Annotated in this window: 15 protein-coding genes; 9 read left to right on the forward strand and 6 right to left on the reverse strand. The window is 70.2% G+C overall.

All coding sequences use genetic code 11. From position 1 onward, the window contains the following. Positions 1–11 precede the first annotated feature (11 nt). Positions 12–3,296, reverse strand: a complete 3,285-nt coding sequence (locus ACK8OR_RS05530) for an AsmA-like C-terminal region-containing protein (RefSeq protein WP_410188427.1) — start codon at positions 3,294–3,296, stop codon at positions 12–14. 92 nt (positions 3,297–3,388) lie between these two features. On the opposite strand from ACK8OR_RS05530, the gene bcp reads away from it, so the two are divergent. The 5 genes from bcp (at position 3,389) to ACK8OR_RS05555 (ending at position 8,132) form a co-directional block, all read left to right on the forward strand. After that, entirely contained in the window at positions 3,389–3,850 is a 462-nt protein-coding gene (bcp, locus tag ACK8OR_RS05535) for a thioredoxin-dependent thiol peroxidase (RefSeq protein ID WP_410188428.1), read from the forward strand. Between the two features lie 28 nt (positions 3,851–3,878). Beyond that, positions 3,879–4,688: a ferritin-like domain-containing protein gene (locus ACK8OR_RS05540; protein ID WP_410188429.1), complete on the forward strand. Its 810-nt coding sequence runs from the start codon at positions 3,879–3,881 to the stop codon at positions 4,686–4,688. A gap of 184 nt (positions 4,689–4,872) precedes the next feature. Then, complete coding sequence (locus ACK8OR_RS05545) at positions 4,873–6,201, forward strand: DUF5930 domain-containing protein (protein WP_410188430.1); 1,329 nt, start codon at positions 4,873–4,875, stop codon at positions 6,199–6,201. Continuing rightward, the gene (locus tag ACK8OR_RS05550) at positions 6,191–6,739 is read left to right on the forward strand and encodes a bactofilin family protein (protein WP_410188431.1); all 549 of its coding nucleotides are present in this window, start codon (positions 6,191–6,193) and stop codon (positions 6,737–6,739) included. The genes ACK8OR_RS05545 and ACK8OR_RS05550 overlap by 11 nt, the downstream gene beginning before the upstream one ends. 13 nt (positions 6,740–6,752) lie before the next feature. Next, positions 6,753–8,132, forward strand: coding sequence for a glycosyltransferase (locus ACK8OR_RS05555; RefSeq protein ID WP_410188432.1), 1,380 nt, complete (start codon positions 6,753–6,755; stop codon positions 8,130–8,132). 3 nt (positions 8,133–8,135) lie between these two features. Here the strand turns inward: ACK8OR_RS05555 and prfB are convergent, their stop codons facing one another. From prfB to ACK8OR_RS05575, 4 genes are all read right to left on the reverse strand, one after another. Then, positions 8,136–9,254, reverse strand: a complete 1,119-nt coding sequence (gene prfB, locus ACK8OR_RS05560) for a peptide chain release factor 2 (RefSeq protein WP_410188433.1) — start codon at positions 9,252–9,254, stop codon at positions 8,136–8,138. Positions 9,255–9,351: 97 nt separating this feature from the next. After that, a complete protein-coding gene (locus ACK8OR_RS05565; RefSeq protein ID WP_410189870.1) occupies positions 9,352–11,883 on the reverse strand; it encodes a penicillin-binding protein 1A in 2,532 nt (843 codons plus the stop codon). A 197-nt stretch (positions 11,884–12,080) separates the two neighbouring features. Continuing rightward, on the reverse strand, positions 12,081–12,572 hold the full coding sequence (locus ACK8OR_RS05570; RefSeq protein WP_410188434.1) for a cupin domain-containing protein: 492 nt from the start codon (positions 12,570–12,572) through the stop codon (positions 12,081–12,083). After that, positions 12,569–13,024 carry an outer membrane protein assembly factor BamE gene (locus tag ACK8OR_RS05575; protein ID WP_410188435.1) on the reverse strand — a complete coding sequence of 152 codons (456 nt, stop codon included), beginning with the start codon at positions 13,022–13,024 and terminating at the stop codon, positions 12,569–12,571. The genes ACK8OR_RS05570 and ACK8OR_RS05575 overlap by 4 nt, the downstream gene beginning before the upstream one ends. 108 nt (positions 13,025–13,132) lie before the next feature. Here ACK8OR_RS05575 and ACK8OR_RS05580 point away from each other — a divergent pair, with 108 nt between their 5' ends. Next, entirely contained in the window at positions 13,133–13,681 is a 549-nt protein-coding gene (locus tag ACK8OR_RS05580) for a YceD family protein (RefSeq protein WP_410188436.1), read from the forward strand. A gap of 4 nt (positions 13,682–13,685) precedes the next feature. Here ACK8OR_RS05580 and ACK8OR_RS05585 read toward each other — a convergent pair whose 3' ends face one another. Beyond that, complete coding sequence (locus ACK8OR_RS05585; RefSeq protein WP_410188437.1) at positions 13,686–13,832, reverse strand: hypothetical protein; 147 nt, start codon at positions 13,830–13,832, stop codon at positions 13,686–13,688. Between the two features lie 270 nt (positions 13,833–14,102). On the opposite strand from ACK8OR_RS05585, the gene rpmF reads away from it, so the two are divergent. From rpmF to ACK8OR_RS05600, 3 genes are read left to right on the forward strand one after another with little or no spacing between them, the layout of a single operon-like run. Then, positions 14,103–14,306 carry a 50S ribosomal protein L32 gene (gene rpmF, locus ACK8OR_RS05590; protein ID WP_298433693.1) on the forward strand — a complete coding sequence of 68 codons (204 nt, stop codon included), beginning with the start codon at positions 14,103–14,105 and terminating at the stop codon, positions 14,304–14,306. A gap of 32 nt (positions 14,307–14,338) precedes the next feature. Then, positions 14,339–15,445 (forward strand): phosphate acyltransferase PlsX, encoded by a 1,107-nt coding sequence (gene plsX / locus ACK8OR_RS05595; protein ID WP_410188438.1) that lies wholly within the window; start codon positions 14,339–14,341, stop codon positions 15,443–15,445. Further along, positions 15,442–16,425 carry a beta-ketoacyl-ACP synthase III gene (locus ACK8OR_RS05600; RefSeq protein WP_410188439.1) on the forward strand — a complete coding sequence of 328 codons (984 nt, stop codon included), beginning with the start codon at positions 15,442–15,444 and terminating at the stop codon, positions 16,423–16,425. The genes plsX and ACK8OR_RS05600 overlap by 4 nt, the downstream gene beginning before the upstream one ends. Positions 16,426–16,494: the final 69 nt, after the last annotated feature.

Below are 16,494 nucleotides of genomic sequence, written 5' to 3' on the forward strand. Positions count from 1 at the left end.
CCGCGCCCCTATCAGGAGGGCGGCGGCCGACGGAAGATCTCGCGGAAGATGCCGGGCGTCAGGATCGACAGGGGATCGACCGAGACCTGCGGGTTCGCCGCGGCCCCGCGCAGCTGGTAGGTGAACCCGAACAGCCCCTCGTCGCGCCGCGAGAAGAGCGCCCCGAACAGCCCGTTGACGAGGTAGATCGGCGAAATCACACCCTGCAGGTCCATCCGCCTGGTGCCCAGATCGAAGGTCCCGTCGGCCGTGATCGACATGGACGGCCCGACCGCGCTGGCCCGCTGGATCACGATATCCCCGGGGCGGAGCGCGAAATCGCTCTCGACGGTCTGGAAGACAAGACCCTCGCCGCCGAGCTGTTCGAGGATGCCGACCACCGAAAGCGTCTGAAGAAGCGAGGCCAGCGCCGGCGCGTTGCGCACCCGGATATTGCTGCCGCGCAGGGTGCCGCCATAGACACCCTCCTGCGCCGTCGGGCGCAGCGTCAGCGTCAGCACGCCGCCGCGCGCATCCTGGAAGAGCCCCGCCGACCGCAGGACGCCGCCGCCGTCGCCGGTGCGGATCTGGACGGCGGCGCCCCCGGCCTGCGGCGCCAGCACGCCTTCGATCGGGCTGCCGCCATTGACCCGCGCGGTGAACTGGCCCGTGGCCCCCCGCAGCTCGGCGCGCAGATCGGTCAGGGCGATCCCCTCGGTCACGGTCAGCCGGTCGAGCGCAATGGCCAGCGGCGACGGGTTCCCGCGCCCGCCATCGCGATCCTGGGCGAGCAGCGCACGACGCAGATCGGCCTGCCCGCCCCGGATCGCGATGGCGGGCGCGGCCCCCTGCCCCCGGCCGGTCAGCGACAGCGGCCCCGTGAAGAACGCCGTCTCGACCCGGTCGAACCGCGCCACCCCGAGACCGCCGCCCTCCCGCAACGTGACCGTGCCGTCTGCCGAGAGACCCGGCGCGTCGAGGGCCAGCCGCGTCACCTCGGGCGTAGCACCCAGCACGACGTCGAGCGCCAGCGACGCGGCCCGGTCGCGGCCCTTCGACCAGCCGATGGCGGGCAGCGACAGCCCGGCCCCCCGCAGGTCCGAGGTCAGCGTCAGCCGGGGCGGCGCGCCCGGCGGGAGGGTGATCGCGACCTCGGCGGGGGTCTCGCCCGACATCTGGACGGCGCCCAGCGCGATGCCCAGCCGGTCCAGCCCTTCCGGTGTGAGGCGGACCGTGCCACTGACCCGCCCCGGCTCGGGCAAGGGGCGTGGCGGCGGGGGCGTCGCGTCGGGGTCGATCGGGACGTCCGACGGCGGCGGCAGCACCTGGCGCCAGCGCCCCGAGAAGGGGATGCCCTCGAAGGCCGCGTCGCCCGCGATCTCGACCAGCCCCGGCAGCGCTCGCAACTCCAGCCGATCGGCCGCGATGCGGCGCCCCGGGACGATCTCCTCGGAGACGACGTCCCGCAGGGTCGCGGCCACGTCATACGTGATATCGGCGGGCGCATTGCCCTTCCGCAGCGGCAGCGTGACCGCGACCCGCGCCTCGGCCCGACCGGAGGCAAGCGTCCGATCCTTGCGAAGCCGTTCCAGCAGCCGGAAGGGCCGGTTGTCCATCAGCGCGAGGAGGTCGCCGACCGCGCCCCGCGCCAGCAGGTCCAGCTCGCCCGTCGCGGGCCGCTCGGTGGCGTCGAGGATCACGAAGCGCGACCCGGCGAGGTCGATGCGCCCGGCCGCGGCCGCGTCGCCGCCCGGTCCGATCCCCGGCACCGTGCCCGCGTCGAGCCGGATCGAAAAGCGGCGGTCGTCGAGCTGTGCCGCGCCCGCAGCCCCCTCGGCCAGCGGCATGTGGCGCATGTAGCGAAAGCGCCCGCCCGAAAACGCGAAGGACCCGAGCACCTCGGGCGCCGCCTCCGGCCGCAGGCGGATCGCCGCATTGGCGTCGGTCGCGATACCGCCGCGCAGGTTCGACGCGTACCAGTTGCGCGCCTGCGGGGCGACGTCCGGGGGCCAGAGCGCGGTCAGGTCGTCCACCGCCATTTCGGGCACCGTCAGCCGGAGCGACCCGTCGAGCCCGCCCGCCACGAAGCCGATCCGCCCCGTCGCGCGCGCCGTGCCCGACGGCCCCGTCACCATCGCCTGCCCGATGCGCAGCGCCAGCGGCGCCTGCGTCACCCGCGCCTCGACCAGACCGTTGTCGAAGGCGACGGAGCGGTCGAACATGCCGTCCGGATCGAAGAGCGTTCGCCCGAGCCGAAGCTGTATCTGCGCGGGGCCGGTGATGCCGTCCTCGAGCAGGATCTGCCCGCCCGCCTGGACCGACAGGTCGTCGGAGCTGGCCGCGATGTCCTCGAGCGCGATGCGGTCGGTTCCCGGCAACCAGGCGAAGCCCAGCGTCGCGCGGTCGAGCGCGTAATCCGGCCGGTCGACCATCCGCCCGTCCCGAAGCGCGATCTGTCCCCGGAGCGGCCCCGGCTCACCCGCCTCGGTCAGCGTGACGCCGGCGCTCGCCGAGAGATCGCCCATCGCCAGTGACAGGGCGGGCACGCGCGGCAGCGCCTCGGCCAGTGCCGCCACCGGCAGGTCGGTCAACGCGAGGCGGGCCAGCGCGCCCTCGCCCGCCGCCAGCCGCTGCATCGTCGCCGCCAGCCGTGCGGTCCGACCGCCCGGCAGCGGGATGTCCGTCCCGAGGTCGAGCGTCACGGCATCCTCCGCGCGGGTCAGCGTCACCGCGCCGTTCTCGATCCGCTGCGACAGGCCCGTGACCGCGTCCGAGAGCCTCAGCCGCACGCCGTCGATGCGAACACGGTCGAGATCGGCCAGCACCGGCACCGCGAGCGCGGCATCGAGCGCGGCAAGCCCCTCGACCCAGTTCGATGGAAGGGCGCCGCCGCCCCCGCCGAACGCGAGGTTGAAGCGGCCATCCGCGTCACGTGCGATGTCGAGCGAAAGGTCTACCACCGTCACCTGCCGGGGCCGCAACTTGCCGCGCATCAGGGCCGCACCGTCGAGCGCGACCTGCGCGTCCGGCAGCGCCAGGAGGTCGGTGCCGTCATCCGAAAGCCCGGCATCCCGCAACCGAAGCCGCAGCGCCTGCGCGCCCAGATCGTAGCCCAGCGCCACCGACCCCAGCCGCACCGCTCGTCCGCCCAGGTCCCGCGACAGCCGCGCCTCCAGCCGCGACACCGCCCAGTCCGGCAGGGCCACCGGCCCCTCGGTCAGGCGCCAGGCGCTGCCCGCAAGCAACGCCGCCACCACCAGCAGCACAACGCCCATGGCCCGGAACGGACGGCGGCGTCGGGCAGGGGTGTCGGGCATGGGTGCAGGCTCCGCATCGGGGACCCCGACCTTGACCCGACCCCGTCCGGGTTCCAAGTCCCGACGCAGCGCACCCCTAATGGAGAGACCTCATGACCATCGAACCCGGACAGGACGCCCCCGCCTTCGCGATGCCCACGGGCGGCGGCGGCGAGGTGTCGCTCGCCGACCTCAAGGGCAAGCAGGTCGTGCTGTATTTCTATCCCAAGGACGACACGCCCGGCTGCACCAAGGAGGCCATCGCCTTCACCGAGGCCGCCGCCGAGTTCGAGGCGGCGGGCGCGGTGATCGTCGGCGTGTCGAAGGACAGCGTCGCCAAGCACGACAAGTTCGCCGCCAAGCACGACCTGGGCGTGATCCTCGCATCCGACGAGGATGGCACGACGTGCGAGGATTACGGCGTCTGGGTCGAGAAGAACATGTACGGCAAGACCTACATGGGCATCGAGCGGGCGACCTTCCTGATCGACGAAGGCGGCGTCGTGAAGCAGGTCTGGCGCAAGGTGAAGGTGCCGGGCCATGCGGACGCGGTGCTGGAGGCCGTGCGCGCATGACGGCCGTGGCCGGACGGGGCCGCGCCACGTGATCCCGCTCGCGCAGATGGCGGTCGAGGTGCTGGGCACCGCCGACCCCCGTGCCAAGACCGATCTTTCGCGCACCCATGCGGCCGCGTGGCTTGACGCCCGCGCGGACGGCACCCTGCCCGAGATCGGCACCGGGACGCCGCCCGACCGGCCCGCGCGCCCCGACCGGCCCGAACTTCTGCACCCGCGCGACGTGCCGCGCCGCAAGCCCGGCACGCCCGAGGGACGGATCGCGCTCCTGCATGCCGTCGCGCATATCGAGCTGAACGCGGTCGACCTCCATTGGGACGTCATCGCGCGGTTCTCACACGTCCCCCTGCCGCCGGGCTTCTTCGACGACTGGGTGCGTGCGGCCGATGACGAGTCGAAGCATTGGGGTCTGATGTCCGACTGCCTTCAGGCCGCGGGGTCGCATTACGGCGCCCTGCCCGCCCATGCCGGCATGTGGCGTGCCGCCGAGGAGACGGCAGGCGACCTGATGGCCCGGCTCGCGGTCGTGCCGATGGTGCTGGAGGCGCGCGGGCTCGACGTCACGCCGGGCATGATCGAAATCTTCCGGCGGGCGGGCGAGGACGGCGCCGTGGCCGCGCTGGAAACGATCTACGCCGAGGAGGTGGCCCATGTCGCCTACGGTTCGAAATGGTTCAACTTCCTCTGCGGGCGGGACAATCTCGATCCGCGCCCGACCTTCCACGACCTCGTGCGGACGCATTTCCACGGCCTCCTGAAGCCGCCCTTCAACGAGGAGAAGCGGGCCGATGCGGGCCTGCCGCCGGACTTCTACTGGCCCCTGACCGAAGAGGCGTGACCCGTAACCGGCGGGATTTTGCTCACAGGGGGGGCCACAGGCCGGGCGAAAAGGCCCTCCGGTTGCGAGAAGGGTCACATCTGACTAGAACGCGACGACTTGTGCCGCTTGGATCGGCGCCTGGGGAACGGAACGCGCGAACGCCCATCAGAGGTGGCGCACCACAGACGAGGGGAGACGGGGTTTGAAGCAACGCCTGTCCGATAGACTGAACGCGCGCCTTGAGCGCTACCTTCCCGAGCAACGCCTCTTTCTCAAATCCGACGATGGAACCCGGTTCATCCGGATGCGTCCGCTCACGCAGGCCACGATCCTGTCCGGCGGCGCGCTGGTGTTGGGCTGGATGGTCGTCGTAACCTCCTTCTTCCTGATCGGCGCGATCACCTCCGGCTCGAGCCGCGACCAGATCGCCCGCGCCCAGCTCGCCTACGAGACGCGTCTCCAGGCCCTGTCGGACGAGCGCGACGCCCGCACCCGCGAGGCCGAACAGGCGCTCGGGCGCTTCTACATCGCCCTAGACGAGGTCTCGAAGATGCAGGGCACGCTGCTCGCCTCCGAGCAGCGGGTCCGCGAACTGGAAACCGGCATCGAGGTCATCCAGCGCACGCTCCGCCGCACCGTCGCCGAGCGCGACACGGCCCGCGACGAGGCCGAGACGATCCTCGCCCGCATCGAGGACGCCCCCGAGGCCGCCGCCACGGCCGAGCGCCGCGCCGCCGATGCCTCGGCGACCGCCGCCGCGCTGGCCGAAGTGCTCGACGCCACCGCGCTCCAGCGTGACGAGGCCGTCGTCGTGGCCGAGGGCGCCGATGCCGAGATCGACCGGATGGAGGCGATGGCCGCCCTCATGGCCGATCGCAACGACCGCATCTTCGGCCGGCTGGAAGAGGCCGTGCAGGTCTCGCTCAGCCCGCTGGAGAAGGTCTTCGCCCGCTCCGGCATTTCGACCGACGCTATTCTCGACCAGGTGCGCCGCGGCTATTCCGGCCAGGGCGGCCCGCTCGAGCCGCTGGTCCTTTCGACCCGCGGCAACCCGAGCGAACTCGACCTCGACACCCAGCGCGCCAACCGCCTGCTGAACCGTCTGGAAGAGGTCGAACTCTACCGCATTGCCGCCGAGAGCCTGCCGCTCGCCCATCCCGTGCCCGGACCGCATCGCCGCACCTCGGGCTTCGGGCCGCGCTGGGGCCGGATGCATTCGGGCATGGATTTCGCCGGGCCGCGCGGCTCGACGATCCTCGCCACCGCCGAGGGCACCGTCACCCATGCCGGCTGGCAGTCGGGCTACGGCAAGCTGGTGAAGATCCAGCACCCGCTGGGCTTCGAGACGCGCTATGCGCATCTTAACTCCATCAACGTGCGGCAGGGCCAAAGGGTCTCGCGCGGGCAGAATATCGGTGGTATGGGGACCACCGGACGTTCGACCGGGGTGCATCTTCACTACGAAATTCGCCGCGGCGGGCAAGCCCTGAACCCAGTCACTTTCATAAACGCAGGTCAGGATGTTTTCTAAATCCAAGCTGAACCAGCCCGGCGGCGACGCCGACAAGCCCAACACGCCCAGCTCGGGCTCGCCCGCGCCGTCGTCCCCGCCGTCCAAGCCCGCCGGGCTGGAACTCGGCGCCGGCGCGCAGGCGATGAAGCCCAAGGTCGCGCCGTCGACCCTGTCGGGTGACCTGCTCATCAAGGGCGACCTGAAGACCTCCGGCGACATCCAGATCGAGGGTGAGGTCGAGGGCAACATCCAGGCCCACCTGCTGACCGTCGGCGAAGGGGCCGTTGTTCGCGGCGAAGTGATCGCCGACGACATCGTGGTCAATGGGCGCGTCATCGGACGCGTGCGGGGCCTGAAGGTCCGGCTCACCTCCACCGCGCGGGTCGAGGGCGACATCATCCACAAGACCATCGCCATCGAATCCGGCGCCCATTTCGAGGGCGCCGTCCAGCGGCAGGACGACCCGCTCGGCCAGGCCGGGTCCTCCAAGCCGTCGGCCGCCGCGAAGCCCGCGGCCTCCGGTGGATCGTCCAAGCCCGAGGGCGCCGGCTCCTGAGTTCCGCCCACCCGTGACGAACGACGCGACGACCCCGCCCCGACCCCGGAGCGGGGTTTCGCGTCTTCCGGGCCTCGAAGGCCGTATCCCGCGCCCGCGCCGCACCGCCGTCGTCCTTTCGACGATGGGTTCGCTGGGCGACCTCTATCCCGTCCTCTCGATCGCGCGGCACCTCGACCAATCGGGCATCGAGGTGCGTCTCGCGCTGAGCCCCGACGATTGCGACATGGCGCGCCGCTGGGGCCTGCTCGCGACACCCGTGGGCCCGTCCGAGGCCGAGATCTGCGACCGGTTAGGCGTCACCCGCGACCAGATCGCGCGCGAGGTGCTGCGCGACCCCGGCCCGCTGATCCGCGACGTGCTGATCCCGATGCTGCCCGCCCTGACCGAGGAGCTGGCACCGCTGACCCATGGCGCGGCGGTCGTCGCCGCCACCGCCTTCGCGCTCCACGCGCCGCTGGCAGCCGAGCGGGCGGGCCTTCCTTACGTCCCGTTGATCCTGCAACCGATGATGCTCTTCTCCGCGCTCGATCCGCCCAGAAGCCGCCGCTTCGGCGCGACGGTCCCGGCCCCCGCGAACCCGCTGACCCGCGCGTGGAACCGCGCTTGGATCGGCACGGCCCGCGCCGTCCTCCGCGCCCGTCATGCCGCCGACCTGACCCGCGTGCGCGCGGGCTTCGACCTGCCACCACAGCCCGGCACGCCGCTTCTGGATCACGGCGCGACGGTGCCCCTGCGGCTCGGGCTCTGGTCGGACCGGTTCGCGCCCGCCCCCGCCGACCGGCCCGCCGATTTCGAGGTGGTGGGCTTTCCCGCCGCCCCTGACGGCGACCTGCCCCAGCCCGTGATCGACTGGCTCGACGCGGGCCCGGCACCGCTCGCGGTGACGCTGGGCAGCGTGGCGCAGCGCCTGGGCGGCGAACGCTTCTGGGCCGAGGCCGTCGCGCTGGCTCGGCGGATGGGGCTTCGCGCGGTGCTTCTGCGGGGCGAGGCCGAGGTGCCCCAAGGCCCCGACATCCTGTCGCTGCACTACGCGCCCCATGCGCCTCTCTTTCCGCGCGCGGCGGCGGTCCTGCACCATGGCGGGATCGGCAGCACTGCCGAGGCGCTCCGCGCCGGACGCCCCCAGCTCGTCGTGCCGGTGGGCGGGGATCAGCCCGACAATGCCGCGCGCCTCGAACGGATGGGTGTCGCCGTATCGATCGACGCTAAGCGCTTCCGCGCGGACCGCGCCGCCGCACGACTGACGGACCTGCTGGGCCGGTTCGACTACGGCGCGGCGGCGACGCTGGGCGAGGCGATCGCGGGGCGCAACGGGGCCAGCATCGCCGCGCTGCATCTGGCGCGGCTGGCGCTCCAGTCGCGGCCGCGCCCGCTCGCCGTCGTGTCCTGAACCTCAGCCGGCGGCGTCGGCCCGGCTCTTGCCGCTGGCGTTCGAGGCCAGGACGCTGGCCATCACGCCATCCAGCGCGCCGTCCAGCACGCCCGACGTGTCCGACGTCTCGTAGCCCGTCCTGAGGTCCTTCACCATCTGGTAGGGCTGCAGGACGTAGGACCGGATCTGGTTGCCCCAGCCCGCATCGCCCTTGGCTTCGTGGGCGGCGTTGATCTCGGCGTTTCGGCGATCCAGCTCCATCTGGTAGAGCCGCGACTTCAGCGCCTTCATGGCGATATCGCGGTTCTGGTGCTGCGATTTCTCGGACGAGGTCACGACGATATTCGTCGGGATATGGGTGATCCGCACCGCCGAGTCGGTGGTGTTGACATGCTGGCCGCCCGCGCCCGAAGACCGGTAGGTGTCGATGCGGATGTCCGAGGGGTTCACCTCGATGTCGATATTGTCGTCGACCACCGGATAGACCCAGACGCTGGCGAAGGACGTCTCGCGCGTGCCTTTCCCGAAGGGCGAGATGCGGACCAGCCGGTGCACGCCGCTCTCGGATTTCAGCCACCCATAGGCGTTCTTGCCGCTGATCTTGTAGGCGACGGACTTGATGCCCGCCTCGGACCCGGCCTCCTGGCTCTGCAGTTCGACGTCGAAGCCACGCTTGCCGGCCCAGCGGACATACATTCGCTGCAGCATCTCGGCCCAGTCGCAGGCCTCGGTGCCGCCCGCGCCCGCGTTGATCTCGAGGAAGGTGTCGTTGCCATCGGCCTCGCCGTCGAGCAGCGCCTCGAGTTCCTTCTCGGCGGCGACCTCGACCAGCCGGGCGATGGCGCGCTCGGCCTCGGCCACGACCTCGGCATCGTCCTCCATCTCGCCCAGCTCGATCATCTCGGCATTGTCGGAGGTGTCGCGCTCCAGCGTCTCGATCGCCTCGATAGCGTCGATCAGGCCCTGGCGGTCGCGCATCAACTTCTGGGCGCGCGCGGGATCGTCCCAGAGCGTCGGGTCCTCGATCATCGCATTTGCCTCCTCGAGGCGATGCGGCGCCGTCTCCCAGTCCAGCCGCCGCTTCAGGAGCGCGACGGACTTGGCGATGGCGTCGACGTTGTTCTGGACTTCTGCGCGCATGGGGCCTCCGGGGATGCGACGCCTCACCTAAAGCGCGCACGCATCCGCGACAAGGCGGCGCGGGATCGCGCAGGCCGCATCGACGGCCCGCCGCGTGTCAGTAAAGGCCGCCCGACGACAGCTGCCCGAAGGTCGCGCGCTTGGGGACGACCACCTGCCGCCCGGTCGAGGTCCGCACCTGGCTCGGGGCGGATTGGTCCTCGCTCTCGCCGCGCCCGAAGAGCGGCAGGTCGCCCGCCATCGCGAAGCCACCGTCGATCACGAGACCGCCGCCGAGGCCGACGAACGGATCGGCCCCTTCGCGGAAGTACTCGGCCACGACATGCTCGCCCGTCGCAGAATCCGGCAGGCGCGCGCCGGTGTAGCGGTCGATCTTCACGAAATACCCGCCCTCGGGCACCTCGAAGGGTCCGCCGCCATATTCCTTGATGGCCTCGCGCATGAACTCGGTGAAGACCGGGCCGCACATGCCGCCGCCCGACGCACCGCTGCCCAGCGAACGCGGGCGGTCATGGCCGATATAGCAGCCCGCGACGATGCGCGACGAGAAGCCCACGAACCACACGTCCTTGGCATCGTTGGTCGTTCCCGTCTTGCCCGCGATCGGCACGGGCAGGTTCACGGTGCGCGCGGCGGTGCCCCGCTCGACGACGCCGGTCATCATCGAGGTCAGCTGATAGGCCGTGATCGGGTCCATCACACGCTCGCGGTTGGACACGATCCGGGGGCCATAGCCTTCTGAGAGCGCGGCGAACTCCTCGCAATCGACGCAGCGCCGCTGATCGTGCTTGTAGACGGTGCGGCCGTAGCGGTCCTGAATGCGGTCGACCAGCGTCGGCTCGACCCGTTCGCCGCCATTGGCGAACATCGCGTAGGCCGAGACCATCTTGTAGAGCGTCGTCTCCTGGCTGCCGAGCGAGTTGGCCAGAAGCTCGTCCATCCGGTCGTAGACGCCGAAGCGCTCGGCGTAGCTCGCGACCGTGCCCATGCCGACATCCTGCGCCAGCCGCACGGTCATCAGGTTGCGCGACCGCTCGATCCCGGTGCGTAGCGGAGCGGGCCCGTAGAAGCGGTTAGACGCGTTCTTCGGGCGCCAGACCTCGCCGTTGCCCTGGTCGATCTCGATCGGGGCATCGACGACGATCGTGTTCGGCGCGTAGCCGGAATCGAGCGCGGCGGCATAGACGAACGGCTTGAAGCTGGAGCCCGGCTGCCGAGTCGCTTGCGTGGCGCGGTTGAAGACCGAATGCTGGTAGCTGAACCCGCCCTGCATCGCGATCACGCGGCCGGTATTGACGTCCATCGCCATGAAGCCGCCCTGCACCTCGGGGACCTGGCGCAGCGACCAGCGGATCAGGTCGCCGCTGTCGTCTTCGGTCATCCGGCGGACATGGACGACCTGCCCCGGCTCGAAATTGTCGACGAAGCTGCCGCGCATCCAGGCGATGTCGTCGCGGGGCACGTCGACCGTGCCCTCCACGTCCTCGACCCCGAGCGTCAGGGTCTGATCGCCGACGCCGGTGACCACGGCGGCATGCCACCGGTTGCCGAGGTCGATATCGCGGGCGACATCCGCCTCGGCCAGGGCTGCGCGCCACGAAGCCTCGTCCGAGAGCGTCTCGACCGGGATCGTCTTGCCGGTGCCCCGCCAGACGCCCGCGTTGCGGTCGAACTGCTCCAATGCACGGCGCAGCGCGCGGGCCGCGACCTCCTGCATCTCGGCGTCGATGGTGGCGCGGACGCTGAAGCCCTGGGTGAAGAACGCCTCCTCGCCGAAATCCTGCGTCAGCTGGCGCCGGATCTCGTCGGTGAAGTAATCGCGCGGCGGAAGGGCCGCGCGGAACGGCGCGAAATGACCCGACTGCACCGTCAGGAGGGGCGAAAGCTGCGCCTCCTGCATCTCGGAGCGCGTCAGGTAGCCGTTCTCGAACATCTCGCGCAGCACGAAGTTACGGCGGTCGATGGCGCGCTCGGCCTGACGGACGGGGTGATAGTCCGACGGCGCCTTGGGCAGGATCGCGAGATAGGCCGCCTCCTCGACCGTGAGATCGGCGAGCGGCTTGTTGAAATAGGTCTGGGCCGCGGCGGCGACTCCGTAGCTGTTCTGACCGAGGAAGATCTCGTTGAGATAGAGCTCGAGGATGTCGTCCTTCGACAGTGTCTCCTCGATCCGGGAGGCGAGGATGATTTCCTTCACCTTGCGCTCGGCGCTCCGGTCCGAGGACAGAAGGAAGTTCTTCATCACCTGCTGGGTGATCGTGGACGCGCCGCGCAGGCGCCCGCCCCGCGCCGCGTCGACGGCGGCGGCGACCATCCCCATCGGGTCATAGCCCGCATGGAGGTAGAAGTTCTTGTCCTCGGCCGAGATGAAGGCCTGCTTGACGAGGTCCGGAATCTCGTCGGCGGGGGCGAAGAGACGTCGCTCCTGCGCGAATTCGTCCATCAGGCGCCCCTCGCCCGAATAGATGCGGCTGATCGTCGGCGGCGTGTACTGCGCGAGCTGTTCGTGGTTCGGCAGGTCGCGGCCATACATCCACAGGATCGCGCCCACCGTCAGCGCTCCGGCGATGACCCCGAGCGTGATCGCCGAGAAGAGCCCGCCGACCACCGACAGGACGAACATCACCACGCCCTGCGCACCGCTCCACGCGAGGCCGCCGGTGGCTTTCATCACCTTCGTCACCATGTCGTTCGTTCCCTGCCCGTTCGGGGTCCGATATACGGATCGCCCCGGACCGCGTCAAAGCGACGATGCGTCCCGTGCGCGGGTCGCCGCCCAGTTTCTGCAATGAAAACCGTCAACATCCCGTGAACGGCGCGTTGCGGTCAGTCTTCGGTCTTCTTGCCGGCCTGCACGGCCTCCAGCGCGTCGTGATCCACCAACGTCCAGGGCAGGCCCGCGTTGCGGAAGATGCGCTTGGCCTTTCGAGGATAGTCGGCCACGTCATGGGGCAGACGCTGGCCGATTACGAGCACCCGCAGCGGCTCGGTTCCTGTCGCCTCCAGCGAATGCGCCACACCGCCCGCGCGGTAACCGAGGAAGTCGCCCGGCCCGACCGGCTCCACCGCGTCGCCGATATGCGCGTCGGCCGTCCCCGAGAGGATGTAGCAGGCCTCGTCCTCGTGGTGATGGACGTGATGCTCGGTCGTCACGTCGCCCGGCCGCACCTCGATCAGGTGAATGCCCAGCCCGTCCAGCCCCGTCGCATCCCCGAGCGAGCGGTTCACGCGCCGTGCGCGGTCATTCAGAAAATGCGTCTTCGCCAGACCCGCCATCGCCGCGATCTCGGCGGCGCGCAGCAGGACGCGTTCGGTCAATTGTCGCCAGCCAGCGTTTCGCCGACATTGATGCGGCCGAAGTTGCGGATCAGCTGCTGGATAAAGCCGAAATCGCGGATCGACGTCTCGGTGATGCGACGCGACAGGGTGACGACCCGGCCCCGCTCCAATCCGAAGCGCTCGATATTCTCGATCGTGCCGCCCTCGGTGAAGCTGATCGCGACCAGTTCGCGTTCGATCGTCTGGGGGGCGCGCCAGGCGAAGTTCTTCCGGCGGCTCTGGACGTAATACCACGCATCGTCGCGCAGCACGCCGTTCGCAGTGGGCCGACCGACCGTCGAGGCCACCGTCTCGCGCGTGTCGACGCCGACCGTGAGCAAGGCGAGGTCCTCGTCGTTGGGGACGTAGCCATGATTGCGGTAGGTCGCGGAACACGCGCCGACCGCGATCAGAAGGAGGGCCGCCAAGGTGCCCCGGATGATGGCGGTCATAGTCATTCCCCGTCCCGTCCGTCGTGGGGCCGTTGCGGGCCCTCGCGGTTTCCGCCTATGGCTTAACCGCCCCGCCGCGCTGCATCAAGTCCGCCCCGGAGACCCGTCATGAGACCCGTCCTGTCCCACCCCCTCCGCCTCGCGGAGCTGCCCCAGCGAAAGCCCACCGCGATCCGGCTCGTCCCCGACGCCGGAGAACTCGAGACCCTGGCCGACCGGCTGGGCGTCGACGCGTTCCGCAAGGTCCGGTTCGAGGCGGTGCTGGCGCCCGACGGGGGGCGCGACTGGCTTTTGAAGGGGCATCTGGGGGCGACGGTCGTCCAGCCCTGCCGGGTGACGACGGATCCGGTGACAACGCGGATCGAGGAGGATGTCGTCCGCCGCTACACGCCCGACATGGCCGAGGTGACAGAGGAGGAGATCGAGATGACCGAAGACGAGAACGTGGAGCCGCTGCCCGCCGTTCTCGATGCGGGCGATCTTCTGGAGGAGGTGTTGGCGCTGGCGGTGCCCGACTTCCCGCGCGCCGAGGGGGCCGAGGATATCGACCTGACCGCCGCGCCGCCGGGGGCCGAACCCCTGACCGAGGAGAGCGTCAAGCCTTTCGCGGGGCTCGCGGCGCTCCGGGACAAGCTGGGCGGCCCCAAGGACGAGTGACGGGCTACTGTGCCATCATCTGCTGAAGCTCGGCCAGGCGGTCGGGATGCAGGTGGCTGTTGGGCGTGGTCTGCGCGGTGACGGCGGCGGTGGTGCCGCCGGCGATGATGGCGACGGCGAGGACGGCGGCGAGGGCCTTGATGCGGGTCATGTCGTTTCCTTTCGATCCGGTTGCATGCACAACCAACCATCGCGCGGCGAAGTTCCTGTGAGTTCGCGCACAGTTGGGTGATCGTCCGTGAAGGCCCCCGTGTCCGGCTTGCATCCCGGTCGAATCTCGCTATGAGGCGCCTTCCGCCCACACGGGCCGCGAAATGGCTGGACCCCTGCCCCCGAAGGGACTAGGGACCGCCCGAAGATTTATTGACACCTGCGGGACGCAGCCACGCGCGCGGCCCCAAACACGATCCGAGGTTGAGACATGGCCGTTCCGCAGAACAAGGTCACCCCTTCCCGCCGCAACAACCGCCGCTCCCACGACAGCCTGACGCCGGGCAATCCGGCCGAATGCCCGAACTGTGGCGAGCTCAAGCGTCCGCATCACGTGTGCGGCGCCTGCGGCCATTACGCGGACCGCGAAGTCATCGCGGCCGACGCGGTCGAGCTGGACGACGACGTCGCCTGAGCGGCGAGCGTATCGCATGAGGGAGGCGCATCATGTCGGATGAGACCGGCGGCGCCTCCGTTTCCAAGCCCTCCGTGGCCGATGCCGGGTCGACGCCCGGCGGCGTGCTGTCGATCGACGCGATGGGCGGTGACCTCGGACCCGAGGCGGTCGTCGCGGGCATGGCCCGCGCGGTCAAGCTCATCCCCGCCATCCGCTTCGTCGTACACGGCGACAAGCCCGCCCTCGATGCGCTGATCGCCAAGCGGCGCGGCCTGTCGGATCACTGCACCACCCGCCACGCGGAAGGCGTCGTCACGATGGACGACAAGCCCGCGCAGGTCATGCGCAACGGCAAGGACACCTCGATGTGGTCCGCGATCGAGTCGGTCCGCTCGGGCGAGGCGACGGTCTGCGTCTCCTGCGGCAACACCGGCGCGCTGATGGCCGTGGCGATGATCCGGCTGCGCAAGCTGCCGGGCGTCAACCGGCCCGCCATCGCGATCTTCTGGCCGTCGCGCAATCCCAAGGGCTTCAACGTGATGCTCGACATGGGCGCCGATATCCGCGCCGATGCCGACGATCTTCTCCAATACGCGCTGATGGGCACGTCCTACGCCCGCAACGCGCTGGGCCTCGACCGGCCGCGGGTCGGCCTCCTGAACGTCGGCACCGAGGAGCACAAGGGCCGCTCGGAGCTGCGCGAGGCGCATGACCTGATCGAGGCGCTGGCCGATGCCAACCGCTTCGAGTTCGTCGGCTTCGTCGAGGGCGGCGACATCCCATCGGACCGCGTCGACGTGATCGTCACCGACGGCTTCACGGGCAACGTCGCGCTCAAGACCGGCGAGGGCACGGCCAAGTTCGTGCGCGACATGCTGTCCGAGGCGTTCCGCGCCACGCCGCTCTCGAAGATCGCGGCCCTTCTGGCGATGACGTCGCTCAAGCGGCTCGCCGCCCGGATCGACCCGCGCCGCGTCAACGGGGGCGTGTTCCTCGGGCTCAACGGCACGGTCGTCAAATCCCACGGTTCGGCGGACGAGACCGGCGTCGCCTCGGCCATCGCGCTGGCCTGGGACCTGTCGACCTCGGGGTTCAGCGAGAAGCTCAAGGCCCGGCTCGACACGGCCACCGGCCTTCAGGACGAGGATCAGGCATGACGGCAAGCGTGACCCGAGCGGTGATCCGCGGTGTCGGCCATTACCTCCCCGAGCGGGTCGTCGAGAACGACTGGTTCACCACCTTCCTCGACACCTCGGACGAGTGGATCAAGTCCCGCTCCGGCATCGAGCGCCGCCACTTCGCCGCCGAGGGGCAGACGACTTCGGACCTCGCCACCCGCGCGGCCGAGGGCGCGCTGGCCGATGCCGGGATGCAGCCCGACGATATCGACACGATCATCCTCGCGACCTCGACCCCCGACCTGACCTTTCCGGCCACCGCGACCATCGTGCAGGAGCGGCTGGGCATGACCCGCGGCTTCGCCTTCGACGTCCAGGCCGTCTGCGCGGGCTTCGTCTACGCGCTGTCGAACGCCAACGCCCTGATCCTCTCGGGTCAGGCCAGGCGCGTTTTGGTGATCGGCGCCGAAACCTTCAGCCGGATCATGAACTGGGAGGATCGCACGACCTGCGTCCTCTTCGGCGATGGCGCTGGCGCGGTGATCCTCGAGGCGACCGAGGGCACGGGCACCGCGTCCGATCGCGGCATCCTCGCGACCGACCTCCATAGCGACGGACGCCACCGCGACATCCTCAAGGTGTCGGGCGGCGTCTCCGCGTCGCAATCCACCGGTCATCTCATGATGGCCGGCAAGGAAGTCTTCCGCCACGCCGTCGAAAAGCTCGCCCGCTCGACCATCGACGTGCTCGACCGGGCGGGCGTGACTGTGGGCGACGTCGATTGCGTGATCCCGCACCAGGCCAATATCCGCATCATCAGCCGCACCGCCCAGAAGCTCGACCTGCCGATGGAGAAGGTCGTCGTCACCGTTCAGGACCACGGCAACACCTCGGCGGCATCGATTCCCCTCGCGATGTCCGTGGCCAAGGCCAGCGGGCAGGTCTCCGAGGGCGATCTGGTCGTGACCGAGGCGATCGGCGGCGGTCTCGCCTGGGGGGCCGTCGCGCTGCGCTGGTAGCCTAAGCCCAGACCCCGCAACGGCGTTCCATGTTCGTTCCTGCGCGGTTCGCCGCAGATGAACTTCTCG

Source organism: Jannaschia halovivens (genome assembly GCF_046452375.1).
GTDB classification, from domain to species: Bacteria; Pseudomonadota; Alphaproteobacteria; order Rhodobacterales; family Rhodobacteraceae; genus Jannaschia; species Jannaschia halovivens.

What these genes read in the sequence shown, in the direction of transcription:
- ACK8OR_RS05575 (WP_410188435.1), bottom strand. Translation starts at nt 13,024, where the DNA reads ATGACCGCCATCATCCGGGGCACCTTGGCGGCCCTCCTTCTGATCGCG.
- bcp (WP_410188428.1), top strand. Translation starts at nt 3,389, where the DNA reads ATGACCATCGAACCCGGACAGGACGCCCCCGCCTTCGCGATGCCCACG.
- ACK8OR_RS05530 (WP_410188427.1), bottom strand. Translation starts at nt 3,296, where the DNA reads ATGCCCGACACCCCTGCCCGACGCCGCCGTCCGTTCCGGGCCATGGGC.
- ACK8OR_RS05550 (WP_410188431.1), top strand. Translation starts at nt 6,191, where the DNA reads ATGTTTTCTAAATCCAAGCTGAACCAGCCCGGCGGCGACGCCGACAAG.
- ACK8OR_RS05580 (WP_410188436.1), top strand. Translation starts at nt 13,133, where the DNA reads ATGAGACCCGTCCTGTCCCACCCCCTCCGCCTCGCGGAGCTGCCCCAG.
- prfB (WP_410188433.1), bottom strand. Translation starts at nt 9,254, where the DNA reads ATGCGCGCAGAAGTCCAGAACAACGTCGACGCCATCGCCAAGTCCGTC.
- ACK8OR_RS05600 (WP_410188439.1), top strand. Translation starts at nt 15,442, where the DNA reads ATGACGGCAAGCGTGACCCGAGCGGTGATCCGCGGTGTCGGCCATTAC.
- ACK8OR_RS05585 (WP_410188437.1), bottom strand. Translation starts at nt 13,832, where the DNA reads ATGACCCGCATCAAGGCCCTCGCCGCCGTCCTCGCCGTCGCCATCATC.
- rpmF (WP_298433693.1), top strand. Translation starts at nt 14,103, where the DNA reads ATGGCCGTTCCGCAGAACAAGGTCACCCCTTCCCGCCGCAACAACCGC.
- plsX (WP_410188438.1), top strand. Translation starts at nt 14,339, where the DNA reads ATGTCGGATGAGACCGGCGGCGCCTCCGTTTCCAAGCCCTCCGTGGCC.